Annotated in this window: 17 protein-coding genes and 1 pseudogene; 15 read left to right on the top strand and 3 right to left on the bottom strand. The window is 43.9% G+C overall.

Annotated elements, in window-relative coordinates; translation table 11 throughout:
- The first annotated feature begins 404 nt into the window (after nt 1-404).
- The 5 genes from R7Q39_RS22845 (at nt 405) to R7Q39_RS22825 (ending at nt 4573) form a co-directional block, all read left to right on the top strand.
- Nucleotides 405-1073 carry a DUF1826 domain-containing protein gene (locus tag R7Q39_RS22845; protein ID WP_025767648.1) on the top strand — a complete coding sequence of 223 codons (669 nt, stop codon included), beginning with the start codon at nt 405-407 and terminating at the stop codon, nt 1071-1073.
- A 4-nt stretch (nt 1074-1077) separates the two neighbouring features.
- Nucleotides 1078-1548, top strand: a complete 471-nt coding sequence (locus tag R7Q39_RS22840) for a Fur family transcriptional regulator (protein WP_025767649.1) — start codon at nt 1078-1080, stop codon at nt 1546-1548.
- A gap of 82 nt (nt 1549-1630) precedes the next feature.
- A complete protein-coding gene (locus R7Q39_RS22835) occupies nt 1631-2965 on the top strand; it encodes a dihydroorotase (protein WP_256913328.1) in 1335 nt (444 codons plus the stop codon).
- Nucleotides 2966-3009: 44 nt separating this feature from the next.
- Complete coding sequence (locus R7Q39_RS22830; RefSeq protein WP_017821071.1) at nt 3010-3570, top strand: carbonate dehydratase; 561 nt, start codon at nt 3010-3012, stop codon at nt 3568-3570.
- On the top strand, nt 3560-4573 hold the full coding sequence (locus R7Q39_RS22825; RefSeq protein ID WP_021707804.1) for a CobW family GTP-binding protein: 1014 nt from the start codon (nt 3560-3562) through the stop codon (nt 4571-4573). Before R7Q39_RS22830 ends, R7Q39_RS22825 begins: the two co-directional genes overlap by 11 nt.
- 207 nt (nt 4574-4780) lie before the next feature.
- Here the strand turns inward: R7Q39_RS22825 and R7Q39_RS22820 are convergent, their stop codons facing one another.
- Nucleotides 4781-5653, bottom strand: a complete 873-nt coding sequence (locus R7Q39_RS22820) for an aspartoacylase (RefSeq protein WP_053303731.1) — start codon at nt 5651-5653, stop codon at nt 4781-4783.
- A gap of 147 nt (nt 5654-5800) precedes the next feature.
- On the opposite strand from R7Q39_RS22820, the gene R7Q39_RS22815 reads away from it, so the two are divergent.
- Nucleotides 5801-7060: a peptidoglycan DD-metalloendopeptidase family protein gene (locus R7Q39_RS22815; RefSeq protein ID WP_054701335.1), complete on the top strand. Its 1260-nt coding sequence runs from the start codon at nt 5801-5803 to the stop codon at nt 7058-7060.
- 523 nt (nt 7061-7583) lie between these two features.
- Entirely contained in the window at nt 7584-8798 is a 1215-nt protein-coding gene (locus R7Q39_RS22805; protein ID WP_054576791.1) for a CobW family GTP-binding protein, read from the top strand.
- Between the two features lie 148 nt (nt 8799-8946).
- Here R7Q39_RS22805 and zigA read toward each other — a convergent pair whose 3' ends face one another.
- A complete protein-coding gene (gene zigA, locus R7Q39_RS22800; protein WP_005375723.1) occupies nt 8947-10146 on the bottom strand; it encodes a zinc metallochaperone GTPase ZigA in 1200 nt (399 codons plus the stop codon).
- A gap of 190 nt (nt 10147-10336) precedes the next feature.
- Between zigA and R7Q39_RS22795 the strand changes: the two genes are divergently transcribed.
- Complete coding sequence (locus tag R7Q39_RS22795) at nt 10337-10762, top strand: molecular chaperone DnaK (RefSeq protein ID WP_318076907.1); 426 nt, start codon at nt 10337-10339, stop codon at nt 10760-10762.
- A 281-nt stretch (nt 10763-11043) separates the two neighbouring features.
- Entirely contained in the window at nt 11044-11652 is a 609-nt protein-coding gene (locus R7Q39_RS22790) for a MarC family protein (RefSeq protein WP_017635732.1), read from the top strand.
- A gap of 419 nt (nt 11653-12071) precedes the next feature.
- Here the strand turns inward: R7Q39_RS22790 and R7Q39_RS22785 are convergent, their stop codons facing one another.
- Complete coding sequence (locus R7Q39_RS22785) at nt 12072-12512, bottom strand: phosphate-starvation-inducible PsiE family protein (protein WP_005375731.1); 441 nt, start codon at nt 12510-12512, stop codon at nt 12072-12074.
- A 174-nt stretch (nt 12513-12686) separates the two neighbouring features.
- Between R7Q39_RS22785 and R7Q39_RS29320 the strand changes: the two genes are divergently transcribed.
- From R7Q39_RS29320 to R7Q39_RS22760, 6 genes and pseudogenes are all read left to right on the top strand, one after another.
- Nucleotides 12687-12881 (top strand): hypothetical protein, encoded by a 195-nt coding sequence (locus tag R7Q39_RS29320; RefSeq protein ID WP_146106997.1) that lies wholly within the window; start codon nt 12687-12689, stop codon nt 12879-12881.
- Nucleotides 12882-13296: 415 nt separating this feature from the next.
- Nucleotides 13297-14076 (top strand): annotated as a pseudogene (locus R7Q39_RS29315) (PAS domain-containing protein); the annotation flags it as partial.
- Complete coding sequence (locus R7Q39_RS29310; RefSeq protein WP_374188916.1) at nt 14074-14610, top strand: methyl-accepting chemotaxis protein; 537 nt, start codon at nt 14074-14076, stop codon at nt 14608-14610. The pseudogene R7Q39_RS29315 and the gene R7Q39_RS29310, both read left to right, overlap by 3 nt.
- A 287-nt stretch (nt 14611-14897) precedes the next feature.
- Complete coding sequence (locus R7Q39_RS22770) at nt 14898-15500, top strand: ABC transporter permease (protein ID WP_395221167.1); 603 nt, start codon at nt 14898-14900, stop codon at nt 15498-15500.
- Nucleotides 15501-15524: 24 nt separating this feature from the next.
- On the top strand, nt 15525-16694 hold the full coding sequence (locus R7Q39_RS22765; protein ID WP_318076904.1) for an ABC transporter ATP-binding protein: 1170 nt from the start codon (nt 15525-15527) through the stop codon (nt 16692-16694).
- Nucleotides 16695-16729: 35 nt separating this feature from the next.
- Nucleotides 16730-17425 (top strand): ABC transporter permease, encoded by a 696-nt coding sequence (locus R7Q39_RS22760; RefSeq protein ID WP_250160015.1) that lies wholly within the window; start codon nt 16730-16732, stop codon nt 17423-17425.
- The last annotated feature ends 20 nt before the right edge of the window (nt 17426-17445 follow it).

The raw sequence follows: 17445 nt of genomic DNA, 5'->3' as shown, positions 1-17445 counted from the left end.
TATCGCGATGTTTCGTCGGGTCTATGGCGATTCACCTACGCGTTACTTTTCTAATCGCGGAATATAATTTCCGTGCTAGCATGCTCATGATGTTCCCCTAATTATTTTTAATCAAAAAAGGTAAATATTGAAAAGATTAACTGTTATGTTATAACATTGCTTTGTTTGGGGCTACAATTTGTTGTTTAAAGAATTGATCTCACAACCAGTAGTCTCCTATTGAGAGAGAGTAAACGTTGATTTCTTCACAAGCGTTGTCTGACTTGACTCTACATGGGGTGGGACTGTGTCAATATGTCCGTGAACTAGAGCGAAATCGTAACGATTACTAGGTCTCATAGCCGTAGAAAATCAACGTTATTAAAACCTTTACCTGACCTTTTTAACGCTTGGGAGGAAGATATATGAGCATTGATGTAGTTGAGAACCCGCTTCGTGTCCAAACAACATCATCGTTGGCGATATCGACATCAGCGAACATACTTAGCGACATCTACAAACCAGAGCACAATATTGCCATATGGCAGCGAACGCTCTCGAAAGAGTTGACGAAGGACATTAATCTGATGCTGGCACAGGAGCCTAGATTGGCACTGGTACAAAGTGTCACGCCAGATGATGCTGCACAATGGGTACGAAGCAAGTTAGAGGGCTATGCGTGTGCTGATGCGCTGAGTGAAGATGTTGCTTTAATCGTCGATATGTTCTGCTGTTTGTTTGAGGTTAAAGAAGCAGGTTTGAGGCTAACTCGCCTAGACAGCCCGATGTGCCCGAAATTTCACTTTGATCGTGTGCCTTGCAGACTTGTCATAACTTATACCGGCCGAGCGACCGAATGGTTAACCAACGATACCATTGATCGCACTAAACTCGGTGCCGGTAGTCTTGGTCAACCTGATCACCTATCGGGATTATACGACTCTGAAAGTGCAATACGACGAATGCAGCCTGGCGATGTTGCCCTGCTCAAAGGAAGTGGTTGGGAAGGCAATGAAGCCACTGGACTTATACATCGCTCTCCACATGTTGCAGACAATGAACGTCGCTTACTACTCACATTGGATTTCATCTAGAGATATGAGAAAGCTCAAAACGGTAGATGACGTCATGAAGCAGGTAGAGAAAATCTGCCTGCTGCGAGGTAAACAACTCACTACTAAACGGAAATTGATACTGACTTCACTGCTATATGCGGAGAAGCCGCTTTCTGCCTACGAACTAGTTGACTACTGCAATCACAACTTTTCTCAAAACATTCAAGCGATGTCGGTTTATCGAATACTCGATTTCCTTGAAGCAGAGCACTTTGTCCATAAGCTCAATACATCTAGTAAATACGTCGTTTGTTCTCAAATCGCGTGCGATCAGGAGCATGGCGTTCCACAGTTTTTGATTTGCTCTCAGTGTGGAAAGGTTAGTGAAATAGCGGTTGAAGCCAATGTTATTTCTAGCGTATGTGCGAAAGCCATACAAGAAGGCTTCACCGTTCTTAGCCCACAATTTGAGATTTCCTGTGTTTGCGATGAATGCGCAAAGCGCCCCCTATGAGGCGGACACACGATCTCCCCTTATAGCTTCACAAGGTGACCGAGTATTGGCCACCTTTTCAAATTATCTAAAAGAATGAATTATGTCAGCAACATTGATTAAAAACGCTCGGGTGGTCAACGAAAGAGCCATTACCGAAACAGATTTACGTATTGTTGATCTAAGAATTGACAAGATTGCTACTAATATATCCGTACAACACGGAGATATTGTAATTGATGCTAAAGGGGCTTATTTACTGCCAGGCATGATTGACGATCAAGTGCATTTCCGAGAACCTGGGCTGACACATAAAGGCACAATTGCAAGCGAGTCGCGGGCAGCGGTAGCCGGCGGTATTACAAGCTACATGGAAATGCCCAATGTTAGTCCGGCTACAACGACTATTGACTCGTTAGAGCGCAAGTTCGCTCTCGCTAAAGAAAGCTCGTTTGCGAATTATTCTTTCTACCTCGGTGCAACCGAAGACAATCTTGAACAGATTAAACAACTTAACCCCAAACAACATTGTGGTGTGAAAGTATTTATGGGGGCATCAACAGGAAATTTGTTAGTCGAAGATCCGCAAGCGTTAGAGTCAATTTTTCGTGACTCTCCAGTACTCATTGTTACTCATTGTGAAAGTGGGACTGTTATTAAACAAAACCAGCAAAAGCAAAGGCTTAAGAAGCCAGGTTTCACTATCGAAGACCATCCCATTTTGCGTGACGAAGAGGCCTGTTACGCTTCATCTTCTTATGCGGTAGAACTTGCCAAAAAGTATCACAGCCAACTGCATGTGCTGCACATCACAACGGCGAAGGAGCTAGCACTTTTTGACGAGGGAGACATTCGAGATAAATCAATCACCGCGGAGGCTTGTGTTCACCATCTTTGGTTCAGCAACAAAGATTATGGCGCTCTTGGTAATTTGATCAAATGTAATCCTTCAATCAAGTTTCCTAGTGACCGCGATGCGTTGTTAAAAGCGTTAAATACGGGGCAAATAGATATCATTGCAACAGATCACGCTCCTCACACTTGGCAAGAAAAACAAGTGCTTTACGAGCAGGCTCCAGCCGGACTGCCGTTAGTTCAGCATGCGTTACTTACTCTCTTCGAGCATGTCCGTTTAGGTCATATGAGTTTGACTCAAGTAGTCGAAAAAACTGCGCACAACCCGGCCATTCGCTATGGCATTCAAGGCCGAGGTTTTATTCGTGAAGGTTACTACGCCGATTTGGTGTTGGTTGATGCTCATACCCCAACACGAGTTAGCAACGAAAACAGTTTATATCACTGTGGTTGGTCGCCTTTTGCTGGACATGAATTTTCAGCTCAAATTCAAAAGACTTGGGTCAATGGCGCGCTAGTTTATGCCAATAACAAAGTCATCGATAAACCAGCTGGAGCGATGCGTTTATCCTTCAATCGTTAAGTCGCTGACCGTAAAGAAAGAGCCATAAACAAACTGGAAGCATTATGTTAAGAAGAAACCCAACGGGCCATATGCCACAGGTGTCCTCAACAGCCTTTATCGATCCAACCGCTATTATCTGTGGCAAAGTCATTATTGAGGATAACGTTTTTATTGGACCCTATGCTGTTATTCGAGCTGACGAAGTTAATAACCATGGAGACATGGAAGCTATCGTCATCAAACGTGACACCAATATCCAAGATGGTGTCGTAATTCACTCTAAGGCAGGGGCTGCGGTGACCATTGGTGAGCGCTCATCCATTGCTCATCGTTCGATTATTCATGGTCCTTGCCAGGTTTGTGATGATGTTTTCATTGGCTTCAACTCCGTCGTGTTCAATAGCGTCATCGGTGAGAGGTGTGTTATTCGTCATAACTGTGTCGTCGATGGCCTCGATTTACCCGCTTATTTCCATGTACCACCGATGACCAATATTGGTGTCGGTTTTGATTTAGAGAGTATCTCTAAAGTGCCGCCAGAATATTCAGCTTTTTCCGAATCCGTCGTTTCTGCCAACCATGAACTAGTCCAAGGCTACCGGAGAATTGCCAATGAACTTTAATAAGCCACTGATTTCGCGAGTGCCGACTAACATCATCACTGGCTTTCTCGGGGTGGGGAAAACATCGGCAATAATGCACTTATTGACCCATAAACCGAGTCATGAACGTTGGGCTGTATTGGTCAATGAATTTGGCGAAGTTGGTATTGATGGCAGCTTGTTACAAGGCCAAAAAAAACAACAAGACCAAGTGTTTATTCGAGAGGTCCCCGGGGGATGTATGTGCTGTGCAGCAGGTCTTCCGATGCAAATCGCCTTAAATCAATTATTGTCTGAAGCAAGGCCAGATCGATTGTTGATTGAGCCTACAGGCCTTGGTCATCCTAAAGAAGTACTGCAAGTGCTATCGACCGAGTATTATCGTCAAATTCTCGCTTTGCAAAAAAACATTACTTTAGTCGATGCACGTAAACTATCGGATCCTAAGTACACTGAGCATGAAACGTTTAACCAGCAAATCACTATCGCAGATACAGTGGTAGGTAATAAGCGCGATCTCTATCAAGATGAAGATGAGCAAAAGCTGACGGCTTATATAGCAAAGCTCGGTCTGCGGGAAACAAAAGTGATTTTCGCTGAACATGGCGCTATCCCTTTTCATGAATGTGAGGGAGCGACTCGTATTGACGTGCAAAAAACGCCCTCTGTTCTTTATCGTGAAAGAGAGAAAAAGTCACTTGTTCCTGAGTTGCCTATGCCTGAGAGTGGCATTCTAAAAGCAACCAATCAGGGGGAAGGTTTCTACAGTATCGGTTGGCGTATCTCCGCTGAAAACGTGTTCGATCATCAAAAGCTGAGATTATTGCTGCTCGACCTCAAGGTCGAACGAATGAAAGCGGTTTTTATCACGGGAAGCGGTATTTTTGGTTACAATCTAACATCAGATGGACTCACAGAGTTTGAACTAGACGAGTGTTCAGAAAGCCGCCTAGAACTGATCTCTTCCGGTCTAGATGACCAATTTGAAGATAGATTATTTCGATGTTTGGAGAAGGCATCATGATAGAAAAGAGAAAACTCTCCTTTTAACCATAATGTCTTACCTCCTTAAAATTCTAGTGGGGTTTCTTTTAAAGCTGCGCTTAGGGCACTTATGCTGCCGTATTAGGGTGGGGTTAGTACCCGTATTTTCTGCCTATGCGGTTCAGGCACAGTTTTATTCATGGGGTGAGGTATCCACGTTACACGTGGCCTAATTACTTGCTTTAAGTTACACGGAAGAAACACGTCTTTTTTTAGCGAGGGCCATTGCTATATTTGCGGTACTGTAGGCGCTCTCATTGATAAAGTGCGGGTAAATTTCCCCTTTGCCATTCCAATGGATATCATAACCAGCGAAAGTCGCTAATAAAGGTGCTCCTGGTTTGACCGCCTCAAAATCTCTGCCACAAATAGTAGGGTGTACTAGTGCTTGCCGCATACCCTCTTGATCAAGTGGAACCCTGATTTCTTCGGTGTAAAAAAACGCCTCATAATCGCTCAGTAAGCCTATTTGGTTGAGGTTGTGCTTTTCAACATAGTCCAATACTGCGGTAAGCATCTGTTTCATCAACTCCAACGTACTGTACTCTAGCGCACCATGTGCTTGCGCCCCGACCTCAATCATTATTCCATATTGCCCAGCAGTACAAAGGTAAGGTTGCTCTTGCCATTCTTTTCGCTCTTCGAAAAGGATATGTGCTGATGGCATTCGTTGTTTGACGTACGCGCCCAGTTTCCGATAAAACACATCGTTAGAAAGCAAAATCAACGTCGCTCCCATATTGCTTGTTGTATTGTGCAGGTCAACAATCAACAGTTTTTCTTGGTTTGCATATTTCTCGATAAATTGATGTGCAATCTTGCTTTCATGCAAATCAGGACAATGATTGCTATTCATTGCTGAGAACTCGCGATTTAAGTCTGTATCGATGTATCGGACGTTGTGTTTTACTGCTTCGGAGTTTGCGATGATCGAGCAGGCTGAAAAGGTTGATCTATTGACAGAGTAACGTTTTTCTTTGATTAGTTTATGTAAATAAATACCAGAAAGTTCGTTTCCGTGTGTTCCTGCAACGATCAGTGCTGAATTGAATGTGTTCATTATTGATCCTTCTCAAAGAGAATGGGTTGAATGACTGGTCTTCTCTTAGCCAATCCAGTGAACTGAATAAACGTTTACTAAACTGAGTAAAAGCAATCTTAGATATGTTATAACATAACAATCGTTATTATTGTTACTTAGTTTCTCATGAGTCAGTTTAAATTTATTGCTTTAATCGTTGCTGTGTTTTGTTTTTCGGTCGCTTTGCTTCTACCTACAGAGGATGAGCCAAATCAAGATAGTCACAGCGTTCAACTGAATCAAAGCAGTGATTCGTCACCACCTCCATCATCAAAGATAGTGGTTCCCTCAGATGTCAGTTTGACTCCGTTGCCTAAACCTAAACAAATACACTATATAGTTAAAGTGGGAGATACGCTCAGTGGTATCTTCGCTCAATTGGGTCTCTCTTACGGTATTTTGCAGCAAATTCTCTCAGTTGATCTTGATCACCTGCAGCTAGATATGATTAAGCCCGGAGAAGAGCTTGAATTAGTGATGGATGACATGGGGCAATTGAGTCGACTAATTTATCATATGAGCCTTGTAGAGAAGGCTATCTACACTAGAGAAAACGATGGCTCCTTCTCTTACGAATTTCAGGAAATTTCAGGGGAATGGCGTGAAACCTTATTTTCGGGAGAAATCAAAGGGAGTTTTTCAGTCTCGGCACATCGAGTAGGATTGGCATCAGGCCACGTCGCAAATATTACGCAGGTGATGAAAGATAAGATTGATTTTGCGCGATCTCTTAGAGCCGGTGACCGTTTCGATATATTAGTGAAACAGCAATATTTAGGTGAACACAAAACTGGCAATAGTGAGATTAAGGCTATTTCTTTTAACTTAGCGAGGGGCGAAGTCGCTGCATTTCTAGCCGAGGATGGACGGTTCTATGATAGAGCTGGTAACAGTTTGGAGCGAGCGTTTAACCGTTATCCTGTCGATAGGGCATACCGCCGAATCACCTCTGGGTTTAACCCTAAGCGTAAACACCCAGTGACGGGAAGAGTCACCCCGCATAACGGAACGGATTTCGCGACACCAATCGGTGCGCCAGTTTATTCTACTGGGGATGGAAAAGTAATTGCGGTCCGCAAGCACCCTTATGCCGGTAATTATTTAGTGATTGAACATAACAGTGTGTACAAAACTCGTTACCTACACTTGAATAAAATCTTGGTTAAAAAAGGTCAAGTTATAAAGCGTGGGCAAAAAATAGCCCTCTCTGGGAATACTGGTCGTTCAACCGGACCACATTTACATTTTGAAGTTTTAGTTCGTAATCGTCCGGTTGATGCAATGAAAGCCGACTTACCTATCGCGAAGTCGCTTCCTAACATCCAGAAACCTTCATTTTTGGCGCGAGTATCAGAGTTTGATTATCTAGTAGAAACGAAAAACTGAGTCCCGACAATTTGTTAGGGCTCAGTTATGCTATTTTGTGTTGTGAGGTTGGAGCAATAGGTGAGTGTCAATATGTGTTCCTAGAAGAATAATGACTGCGATTTTTTCTTTTACGTGCGCCCACATCCGCAACATCGGACGCTTTGCAACAACCTCCGCCTTTGATCGGCCTACGTGAAAACATCACACCAATCGCGAGCATCGCAATACAACTTAGGAAAATAAGAACGGTAAGAACTAAAGTCATAACACCACCTCCTATAAATCGCTGTATTGTCATCTTTCTCCAATTTTATAAACAAAGCAATGGTCGTTTTGTAACCACTTATTATTTTTATCAATAGTCAGACCTTTGCTGGTGATGAAACGTGATGAGAAACGAAGGAGAGTTCTGAGAAATCAGCCCCTGTGATCTTTACCGATTCTTAAGTTTTGCGTCTAAGACAGCAATTGGATTCCTTCTATAACTCACTAAGTTGTTATGTTATAACATGCGTTCATCCAGAGTTTGTAGGTCAAAAGTATGCCATCAATTCCAGTCACCATTTTGCATGGGTTTCTCGGGTCCGGGAAAACCACGTTTTTACGCAACATTCTTCAACAAGCCGATTCTTCTGGTATTGATCTGTCCGTTATTGTTAATGACATGAGTGAGTTAGACGTCGATGGCGTGCTTATCTTAAATACCGATGCGGTGAGTGAAGAGCAGGGCAACTTTGTTACGATCAGTGGAGACAGCATCAGCAGCCTGAGTGGTGTAAAGCAGCTCGATAAAGCCCTTAAAAAGCTCTGCGCAGAAAAATCGCCAGAATGGGTTGTGATTGAAACGTCGGGCAGTAGTCATCCTTTACCTTTGGTCGAGTACTTCAAAAGTAACGCACAATTCGCACTCAAAGACGTAATTACGTTGGTGGATGCGACTTGGTTGCGAGATGACTATCGACAAGGTTCTGCTTTAATCCCTAAGTGGCAGGAGAACGTGCAGCAGGGTGTTCGCGGCGTTGAAAACTTGTTGGTAGAGCAAATCATGTTCTCAAACCGTATCATGCTCACCAAGACGGACAAAGTGGACGACAATACCGTTCGCAACATCGCGCAGGCGATTCACCCGCTTAACGTTTACACCGAGATAATCAAAACGTCGTGGGGAAACTTGGATATCCGCATGTTGAAAGGTGAGCAAGACTACAATTTCTTCCTTGTTGAGCAGTTAATCGCAGAACTTCGTGAGACGGTGAATGAGCCGTTGAATCTCTCTGATAAAGACGAACAAAGCCTTGTCGCGAAAGTGATCAAAGATGATCGACCTTTTCATCCTGCGCGGTTGTGGAATACCTGCCACCAGTATTTAACTAAAGGTGTGTTCCGCAGTAAAGGGTTCTTTTGGTTTCCAACTCGAGACGATGTTTCACTGCTTTGGAGCCAAGCAAGCGGCAATGTGGGGCTTGAAATTACAGGCTTTTGGCGCGCTTCGGTAATCAATGACGAATCGCAAAACTTCACTGAGGAACATCGTCAAATCCTGCAAGATAAGATAGACAGTGTTGAAAGCCGCTTTGGTGATCGTCGTTGTCGCTTAACGGTGATTGGGCAGGAAAACGAAGTCGATGCGTTTATTGATGCGCTGGAAAACTGCTTTTTAACGGAAGGGGAATTGGAGCAATGGCAACAAGGGGCAACATTTGAAGACCCTTGGCCAAAGAAAATAGCTAAGTTGAGCCAGAAGAAGACGGTTTGAATGCGCTGGTGAGGATTCCCTTGGTGCATGTTTGAATCTCGGCTTGTACCAAGAACGGACTTACTGAATTGGCTCGGTATACCAAAATTGGCTCTGTGTAACGAAAAAGCCTCCCGAATGGTGGGAGGCTTTTTTGTATCTCAGTCGTTTACTGTTCCCATTCAGGGAAAGGGTCTTCCAGAGATAACCAATAGTCGAGCCCTTGCTCCATCTCATCTTCTGTTAACAAGCATTCGTTAAGACGAGCAATCAATTTCTCTTGCTCTAATCCCTGACCAATAAACACCAATTCTTGTCGCATATCGCCGTATGGTTCTTGCCAAATGTCGTTTATAGCATCTAGGTAATCTTGATCCGTCGGCCACTCCTCCTTCGGAATCGCTTTCCAAAACATACCCGCAACACCATAACGTGCGATGCCTCCCGCTTGGCTCCATTGGCCGACAAACTCTGGTCTGGTTGCTAGCCAAAAGTAACCTTTGGAACGAATCAGTTTGCCGTAATCTTTCGCATTGTGGAGGAAGTCGTAAAACTTCTCTGGATGGAAAGGGCGTCTCGCATGATAGGCAAAGCTGGAAATGCCGTATTCTTCGGTTTCAGGTATGTGCTCGCCTCGCATTTCCTTCAACCAACCTGGGGCTTGTTGTGCCTTTTCAAAACTGAAGCTTTGTGTGTCGAGTACCGCATCAAGTTCTACTTCACCATTCGAGATAGGAAGAATAGTGGCCGATGTATTGAGAGTTTTAAGAATCGCAAGAAGCCTTTCGATTTCTGATTTCTCAGCGAGGTCGGTTTTACTTATCAAGATAACGTCAGCGAACTCTACTTGATCAACGAGCAAGTCGGCGACGCTGCGTTCATCGTCTTCACCTAATGATTCGGCTGTCTCTGTTAAGAACTTAGCTTCATCGTAATCACGCAGAAAGTTAATCGCATCAACCACCGTAACCATGGTGTCTAAACGTGCAACGTCTGAAAGTGATAGCCCGTTTTCATCAGCAAACGTAAAAGTCTCTGCAACGGGAAGTGGCTCGGCGATGCCAGTGGACTCGATAACTAAGTAATCGAATCTGCCTTCTTGCGCGAGTTTAGTGACTTCTTCAAGCAGATCTTCACGCAGGGTACAACAGATGCAACCGTTACTCATTTCAACCAACTTTTCTTCACTGTGGTTGAGAGAAACTTCATTCTGAACGGTCGCTGCATCGATGTTGACTTCGCTCATGTCGTTGACGATGACCGCGACTTTTCTGCCTTGTCTATTGTTAAGAATATGACTTAAAACGGTTGTTTTTCCTGCGCCTAGAAAGCCGGACAAAACCGTAACAGGGAGTTTCTGGGTGTTCATGCTCATGCTCTTTATAGTGTAATGTTATAATATAACAATTAATATAGTCGGTGATCTTAACTCTGGCATCAAGCAGTTTGTGAGTGTGTCGAGCACTGCACCTTATTGGCGGCTTTATTTGTCGTTTAGTTGCACAGGTTCAGATGTCCGGAATTTAGAGATCGAACTCTTATCTCGGTGTGGAGGTTCTATGAACGAAGAGAAAAAGCATGTCATGACAGAAGAAGAAATTCTTGCAGCGCCCGAGGCGGATTATATGAATGAAGCTCAGCCCGCGTTTTTTGAAAACCGATTATTTGAGCTTTATGAATTGACGTTAGCGCATATTGAACGCGCGAAAGAAGAGATGATTGCGCCAATGGAATTCAGTGACGAAAGCGATAGGGCGTCCAGTGAGGAGCAATCTGCAATCGCATTAAGAATCATAGATAGAGAGCAAAAGCTGTTACCTAAGATTCAACGATCGTTGGCTCGCTTGCGCGCAGGGGAGTATGGCTATTGTTTAGAGTCCGGAGAACCTATGGGCATTCCAAGGTTATTGGCACGACCTACTGCTGAATATAGTGCAGAAGTAAAAGCTCAAATGGAGTCAAAAGAGCACTGGTATAAACACTAAAGCCTCACTATCTTATGACGTCGATATTCTTCTCGTTCACTTGTTTTTTTTTGATGTTCTCTGAGAAGTCTAAAGCGATGGCGACTACCGTTAGGTATGGTAGTCATTACCTTTGAGATATTAATAGTTATCGATAGGATAGAAGTAAGTTCTGTATTGTAAATAACGCACCATTTTTGTTTTTCTGAATGAGCTCTCGCTATGTTAGCGTCAAACATTTTCTCTGCTACTTCAAGCTGATCTTCTATCCTTAAAGCTAAATTGGTACTGGAGAAAGTAGCATGATTGACTTTGTGGCAACTTTTATCTTTTTCTTTGCTGTCATCGATCCCATAGGTACTGTGCCCGTTTTTATCGCAGCCACAAAAAGCTATGAAGAAGTGGCAAAGCGTAAGGTCGCTCTGTTTGCGACTCTATTCTCCGCTGCTATCCTACTGTTTTTTGTTGTTGCTGGTGAAATCATACTTACAGCAATGCGTATTCCCTTGTCTGCGTTTCAAATCTCGGGCGGTATCGTATTGTTCTTGTTTGCTTTGACTATGATATTTGGTGAGAGTAAACCAGCAGAAGAAATCAGAACGCTCAATAGTCATCATGATACAGCAGTTTTTCCTCTAGCCATTCCATCAATTGCTAGCCCTGGCGCAATATTAGCCGCCGTTTTACTCACAGAGAACGTGCGGTTTAATATTTGGGAGCAAGTCCAGACAGTGGCTATGATGCTGCTGGTACTATTGGTTGTTTATATCTTGCTATTAATGGCCAGCGGCATACACAGGATTATTGGGAATACAGGAGCTAGTGCTGTAAGTCGGATCATGGGGTTGATATTAGCCGCTGTGGCCACGACCAACACTCTGAATGGGATTGAAAGTTACTTTGACCTTTAAGGCTTTTTCGCAAACTGAGCTGAAGGTATGCGTTAAGAGCTAATTTTACGGCGAGATGACCGACCACCTGACAATCACTTTTCTGGCGATTACTTTTAGCCGGATGTAATCCTTCAGGCTATTCGTGACGACCTTGTTTAAGAGGATCACGGAAAAGTTGAAATTAAAATACATAGATGTTGAGGGTATAAATCAGATGGGGAACTGGAGCAACACTTGCCCCATTGAGCTGTGCCAATACTCAAAGATTAGCTGCTAGAAAATAATATCGATAATTTCTCCGCCTAGGCACTACTCTATAATCTTGTAGTCTAGCAGTATATAGAGCCTAGCATGGAGGAATTTATTAGCTTCCAACGTGCCAAGACAAGACTTTTTCATGCCTTGAGAGTATCTGAAAATTCGGGAGGCTGAGAAGTTTATTCAGTATGGCTCTTATTGGGCAGTTTATGGATCAGCCAGTAACCAAGACTCATACTAAGAACTACAGCCGCTATTCCAATCAGGTACATTGGAGACAAGGTTTCAAAGTCTATAATAATGACCTTTCGGGAGATTGCCATCAGCGCGGTGGCCATGACGATTTTTACATGAATAACATTTTCTCTCAGGTAAATAGTTATATTGATGAAAATTTCAATAGCAATTAAAACGGCCATAAAAGCACCAAAAGTGGCTAGCATATCTGAAATCGTCAGAATGAGTTTAGGTGGCGTGATAAGTTTTTGATATATCGTCCATGCAACATCTATCACACCCATGACGATTACAAACAACATAACTATCGACAATACTCTTACAGACCAATGAATCACTATCTGTAATTTTTTTGTTAACTTATCATTTTTATCGACTTCCATGGCCCTGTTTCCTTCGCTTGTTTATGTTCACTTAACCTTCATATGTTGAAGCTAGACAATTGAATACATGTCGTTTAAAGCATAGTTGCTGTGGTGAGAGATAGAAGCGTCCGAGGGAAGGAAGTTATGAAACTTAGGAGTGGGCACAATGTTGGACACATAATGTAATCTCTGGTGTCATGCGTTATTACCTCATTACCTCATTACCTCATTACCTCATTACCTCATTGCCTCATTTCTGATCGTGACGAGTCGACTGGTGAGGTGGTGATTCATCACCTTCACGGCAAACTGAATGAGCGGATACCACAACGTATTGATACTGGGCAAATCGATGCGCTTGTTGCTGGTTCCTCCGTGCGTTGTTAATAGAAATACAAGCGAATAAGGAGTGGGTAATCGCTCAAAAGTCGGGTGGAAAAGCGGTAAAACGGCGAAAATTATTGGAACTAAGTCAAGGCCCTTTTTTTAAATGAAAAGGCTTATTGATCTGAACACACCACTTCTCCATATAAGCATATCCACAAATACAAACCTCAAATTGGCGATAAAGAGCTTTAATATTGATAAATATATAAACAACTTGGGTGCTGAAGAAATTTCAGTATACTGCGCTTAGGTTATACTGGAGAAAAAATCGCCGTATTCCCAGCGAGAATCCTTTTATAAGAAATAGAAATCGCGTTTGAATATGCAACCAAACGATTTTGCCGCTTGCAGTTTATTCGGTATACACATAATAAACCTTTGACTAGTCCGAAGGTCGGTCGAATGAGAGAAAGTCATGTTTTTTAATAAGTCGCTTCAACAAGAAAATCAACGATTAAAGCAGGAGTTGCAAATCCTGCAGCAAATCCAAACCAGTTTAGATGAAGAGATGATCCGCTTAACATTGGATAGTAAAGGCCTCATTACTTCTGCAAATACCAAACTACGGCAAGAACTTTTCTTACATGATGATGAGATCTTAACGAAATCAATTACTGAATTGGTACCGTCAAATTCGCGCAATACAGACCACTTTCATCGAATGAAGAAAGCCGTCCAAGATAAAGTGTTCTGGAATGGGGCATTGCAAGTACAGAAAGGTAATGGTGAGGAAGCCTGGTTAAGAACGATTATCCAGCCTGTTTTAAATGAGCGCAGAGAAGTAGAAAGCTTTTTTGTTTTTGCTTCTGAACTTACGCGAACGATCAAATCATCCCGTGAGCAAGAGGACATGCTAAATGCATTAAGTCGTTCTATGGCGGTGATTGAGTTCACATTAGATGGCCATGTTTTAAAAGCCAACGATAATTTCCTAAACACAATGGGTTATACGCTTGATCAGATTCTAGGGAAGCATCATCGCATGTTTTGTGATCAGGAAGAGTCGAGCTCTCAAGCTTACCGTGAGTTTTGGCAACGTTTAGCAAAAGGGCAATTTTCATCAGAGCGATTCAAACGAGTTAACCGTTATGGTGAAGAGGTGTGGCTAGAGGCTTCATATAACCCAATCCATAACGACAGAGGAGAGCTCTATAAGGTCGTTAAGTTCGCGACAGATATTACCCAGCAGGTAATGCAGGAACAGAAAATGGCCCAGGCTGCGCAATTGGCGAATGAAATCTCCCAAGAAACTGGAACACAAACCCAGCAAGGGCAAGAGGTTATAGGCTCAACGTTAGAAAAGATGCAGATACTTTCCGAGCAAATGCAGCAAGCGAACACCGCGATTGATGAGCTTAAAGCGCACTCATCGCGTATTAGCGAGTTGGTAAATAGCATCAGTGGTATCGCTGACCAAACTAACTTATTGGCGTTAAATGCGGCGATAGAAGCGGCTCGTGCGGGTGAGCATGGTAGAGGTTTTGCCGTTGTTGCTGATGAAGTCAGACAGCTTGCTACAAGAACCAATGCAACCACCGATGAAATTGTCACAATGGTCAGTGAAAACCTACAGCGAACAGATAACGCAGTTAAGCTGATCGCTAAATGCCAAAAAGAAGCACTAGATACGCTAGAGCTCTCTGAAAAAGCAGGCAATGTGATGAATGAAATACAAGATGGCGCTAGCCGTGTTGTAGAGGCCGTGGAGCAATTTAACCGCTCGTTGTAGTCAGTTCTTCATGCCAGCACAGGCTTTTAAGTTCCTATATAATCAAATTGTTTACTAGTGCTACTCATCGCCAATCAAGCGTGTTTTTGGTGATGAGAAAGCCAGTTCATTCCTTTCTTAAGATTTCGTATTTCTATCTTTACGTGTCGCTATTTTACAACACTGTTAATAAAAAGTAGCGTAATTTAATCTCCTGTTAACTTGGTTGCGAATCACAGTTGGGGGAGACCTACTTGGACTTACTAAATTTCACCATAGATAACTTAGCGCTGCTAGGTACGCTTACCATGGAGCACATCTCTTTGGTCGCTCTGGCTGTTGGGCTTGCCATCTTAACTGGCGTACCTATCGGCATTCTTATCACACAAAATGAGCGCGCTGCGAAAGTGGTGCTTTACGTAGCGTCCATCATTATCACCATTCCTTCAATCGCATTGTTTGGTTTGATGATTCCTCTCTTATCGACCATTGGTCATGGGATTGGCTACGTGCCCGCCGTGATTACCGTACTGCTTTATTCTCAGCTGCCTATTATTCGCAACACTTATACCGCCATTCACAACGTAGAACCGTCACTCAGAGAGGCTGCTCGCGGTATCGGGATGACGCCTTTTCAACGTTTGAAAATGGTGGAAGTTCCATTGGCGATTCCGGTGATTATGGCGGGTGTGAGGACGGCAGTAGTAATGAATATTGGCGTTATGGCGATCGCCGCGTATATCGGATCCGGTGGGCTGGGCGTGTTTATCAGCCGTGGCATCTCGCAAAGTGATCCTCGACAACTGATCGTTGGTGCCATCGCCGTCAGCCTTCTGGCTATCATCGCGGATTACGGATTGATTAGACTACAAAAAAGATTAACGCCACCGGGCCTAACCGCTGCTCGATAAAGGACAAATAATAGGGACATTCAAATGATCAAAATTGACAAGCTAACCAAAATTTTTGAAACGCCTAATGGCCCGGTGACTGCCGCAGATCACATTGAGATGGAAGTTCCCAGTGGTGAAATATGTGTGTTACTTGGCCCATCCGGTTGTGGCAAAACCACCACGCTGAAAATGGTCAACCGAATTATTCCCGCGACATCGGGCAAGATCTATCTTGGTGGTGAAGATACTTCTGGGATGGATACAGTCACTCTGCGCCGCAATATCGGTTATGTTATTCAGCAAATTGGTTTATTTCCCAACATGACGATCGGCGAAAACATCGCGGTGGTTCCCAAGTTATTAGGGTGGGATAAGGCAAGATACATGACGCGTGCAAAAGAGCTATTGGAGATGGTGGCTCTTGATCCTAGTGTTTTCCTTAATCGTTATCCAAATGAGTTGTCTGGCGGACAGCAGCAACGAATTGGTGTTGCCCGAGCGCTGGCGGCGGATCCTCCCGTCATGCTGATGGATGAACCATTTGGCGCGATTGACCCGATCAACCGTGAAGTAATCCAGGATGAGTTCCTTAAAATGCAGCAAGAGCTCAACAAGACCATCATGTTTGTCAGTCATGACATTGATGAAGCGGTCAAAATGGCCGATAGAATCGCGATTTTCCGCGATGGTCATCTGGTTCAGTACGATACGCCTGACGATTTGCTCGCACACCCGAAAGATGATTTCGTGAAAAACTTTGTCGGAGATGATCGCGCACTTAAACGTCTACGCTTAGTGACGGCTGAGTCCGTTATGCAGACCACCTTTGCGCACGTGAAACCTAACGAGACGCTTGCCGACGCTTTAACCAAAATTGACGCGTATGGGTATCGCGACGCCGTGATATTAGTAAATGGCCAACACCAGCCTATCGGTTATGTGCCAAAAGCTACAGCAATCAATATCAAGGGGTACTGCGGTGAACATTATGTCGGCCTGAAAACAATCGCCCGAACCACGGATGATCTGCGTAAAGTCGCGTCGAAGATGTTCACGCACGACATTGTTTGGATGCCGTGTGTTGACGAGAATGGCCGCTTAGTGGGCGAAGTCACACTGCGCGGCATTACCCATTATCTCGGTGCAACTTATCAGCGCGATACCTCTCCTAGCCAGCCGCAGCCATTGCATCAGGCTAAGGAGGCATCGTGACCAATCAGCTAAAACAAACCTACTATTTCGTTTTATTGGCGTGTGTCTTTGCGTTGGGTATTTATTTACAAGGCGCGGGTACGATCGATGATTTCCTCTACTACCAAGAAGACATTGTTTATCTGACGTTTCAGCACATTGAACTGGTGCTGCTGTCTGGTGGATTGGCGATCCTAATCGCGATTCCCGTCGGCGTATTGCTCAGCCGCCCTCGTTTTCAGAAAGTCGCAGAATCGGCGATGCAGGTTTTGAATGTGGGGACCACGATTCCTACTTTAGCCATTCTCGCGCTGGCAATGAGCTTTCTTGGCATTGGCACCGTGCCTGCGGTATTTGGGCTGACGATTGCCTCGTTGTTGCCGATTGTCAGAAACACCTACATTGGACTGAAAGAAGTGCCCGCTCATTTAAAAGAAGCGGCGTCAGGCATTGGTATGACCGAGTTACAAATGTTGTTTCAGGTTGAAATTCCTAATGCACTTTTCGTCATTTTTGCCGGTATCCGCACGGCGTTAGCTGTCAACGTGGGTACCGTTCCACTGGCCTTCTTAATTGGTGGCGGTGGGTTAGGGGAGCTCATTTTTACCGGTATTGATCTGGATGAACCCATCATGATGCTGGCAGGCGCTATTCCTACAGCGATGTTGGCTATCGCTATCGACAGTGTGGTAGGAGCCGTTTCTTATGTCACTGTACCTAAAGGCTGTAACCCTATTAGAGCTAGACAATAACAATCCTAAAAATTGAATAC

It is taken from the genome of Vibrio sp. 947 (genome assembly GCF_033339115.1).
Lineage (GTDB): Bacteria > Pseudomonadota > Gammaproteobacteria > Enterobacterales > Vibrionaceae > Vibrio > Vibrio alginolyticus.
Note: the sequence above shows the minus strand (reverse complement) of the source record. Positions and strands in the feature narration are given on the sequence as shown.

Bases quoted from the DNA above. Each gene is read 5' to 3' on its own strand.
- R7Q39_RS22805 (WP_054576791.1), top strand. From the start codon at position 7,584: ATGCCATCAATTCCAGTCACCATTTTGCATGGGTTTCTCGGGTCCGGG.
- R7Q39_RS22785 (WP_005375731.1), bottom strand. From the start codon at position 12,512: ATGGAAGTCGATAAAAATGATAAGTTAACAAAAAAATTACAGATAGTG.
- R7Q39_RS22845 (WP_025767648.1), top strand. From the start codon at position 405: ATGAGCATTGATGTAGTTGAGAACCCGCTTCGTGTCCAAACAACATCA.
- R7Q39_RS22790 (WP_017635732.1), top strand. From the start codon at position 11,044: ATGATTGACTTTGTGGCAACTTTTATCTTTTTCTTTGCTGTCATCGAT.
- R7Q39_RS22795 (WP_318076907.1), top strand. From the start codon at position 10,337: ATGAACGAAGAGAAAAAGCATGTCATGACAGAAGAAGAAATTCTTGCA.
- R7Q39_RS22835 (WP_256913328.1), top strand. From the start codon at position 1,631: ATGTCAGCAACATTGATTAAAAACGCTCGGGTGGTCAACGAAAGAGCC.
- R7Q39_RS22840 (WP_025767649.1), top strand. From the start codon at position 1,078: ATGAGAAAGCTCAAAACGGTAGATGACGTCATGAAGCAGGTAGAGAAA.
- R7Q39_RS22765 (WP_318076904.1), top strand. From the start codon at position 15,525: ATGATCAAAATTGACAAGCTAACCAAAATTTTTGAAACGCCTAATGGC.
- R7Q39_RS22815 (WP_054701335.1), top strand. From the start codon at position 5,801: ATGAGTCAGTTTAAATTTATTGCTTTAATCGTTGCTGTGTTTTGTTTT.
- R7Q39_RS22825 (WP_021707804.1), top strand. From the start codon at position 3,560: ATGAACTTTAATAAGCCACTGATTTCGCGAGTGCCGACTAACATCATC.
- zigA (WP_005375723.1), bottom strand. From the start codon at position 10,146: ATGAACACCCAGAAACTCCCTGTTACGGTTTTGTCCGGCTTTCTAGGC.
- R7Q39_RS22830 (WP_017821071.1), top strand. From the start codon at position 3,010: ATGTTAAGAAGAAACCCAACGGGCCATATGCCACAGGTGTCCTCAACA.
- R7Q39_RS22770 (WP_395221167.1), top strand. From the start codon at position 14,898: ATGGAGCACATCTCTTTGGTCGCTCTGGCTGTTGGGCTTGCCATCTTA.
- R7Q39_RS29310 (WP_374188916.1), top strand. From the start codon at position 14,074: ATGCAGGAACAGAAAATGGCCCAGGCTGCGCAATTGGCGAATGAAATC.
- R7Q39_RS22820 (WP_053303731.1), bottom strand. From the start codon at position 5,653: ATGAACACATTCAATTCAGCACTGATCGTTGCAGGAACACACGGAAAC.